At 40.7% G+C, this 690-nt stretch carries 2 protein-coding genes; both read right to left on the bottom strand.

Annotated elements, in window-relative coordinates; translation table 11 throughout:
- Window positions 1-259, bottom strand: a 259-nt coding sequence (locus NZM05_12650) for a hypothetical protein (GenBank protein ID MCS7014464.1), incomplete at its 3' end; no start/stop codon positions are given.
- 90 nt (window positions 260-349) lie between these two features.
- Window positions 350-690, bottom strand: a 341-nt coding sequence (locus tag NZM05_12645) for a hypothetical protein (GenBank protein ID MCS7014463.1), incomplete at its 5' end; no start/stop codon positions are given.

Raw genomic sequence — 690 nt, 5'->3', positions numbered from 1 at the left:
ATTGACAACAATCTGATGCATAAATGTCTAATGCAGTGTGAATGTAGGGAGAATTTGCATCCATGTCTTCATAATCTCGGTATCGGTCAAATCGGGTATAAGACAGGGATGTTACATTGATAGGCGGGAAATAATCTCGTCCTGAAAAGGCAGGAATATCACTCGTTTTTTTATCTCGGACTGTTTTGCTTCCTGTGATGTCTGCTAGTTTCAGCCACAGACGATCTAAAACCAACCGAACTAGTGTCTCTTTAGGCATTGTGCATCAAAATGAGATGAATAGACGATTTTATTGTAAAAAGAAATATAAGTATACAGTTGAAATAAAGTCGAGGTATATATAATAAAATTAGGTTGCAATTGGAAATCCTCTGAGAGATGGAATGTTAAGATCGTTGTCAGAGACAGTGGTGATATTGTATTCAAGAATAGTAATATCGATAAGGGTATCAGGTGACATGCCTGAATTTGTGCCTGAGATAAATTGCATGCCTGCTAGGTCAAGTCGGAACGAGTCACCAGGAGCAAGAAGTCTATATTGTAGTCGGTCTCCTGTGGATTTATAGGTAAGGGGAAGATGTGCCAGTGATACCACAATAGGGGTTTGGGGAGGGGTGATTGTGACGGTCCAGAGGCGTTGAGTTGGCACAGTAAAGACGCTGCTTTGTCGTTCAATCTCGACAAGAGGAA

The organism is Chloroherpetonaceae bacterium (assembly GCA_025056565.1).
Taxonomy (GTDB): domain Bacteria; phylum Bacteroidota; class Chlorobiia; order Chlorobiales; family Thermochlorobacteraceae; genus Thermochlorobacter.
Note: the sequence above shows the minus strand (reverse complement) of the source record. Positions and strands in the feature narration are given on the sequence as shown.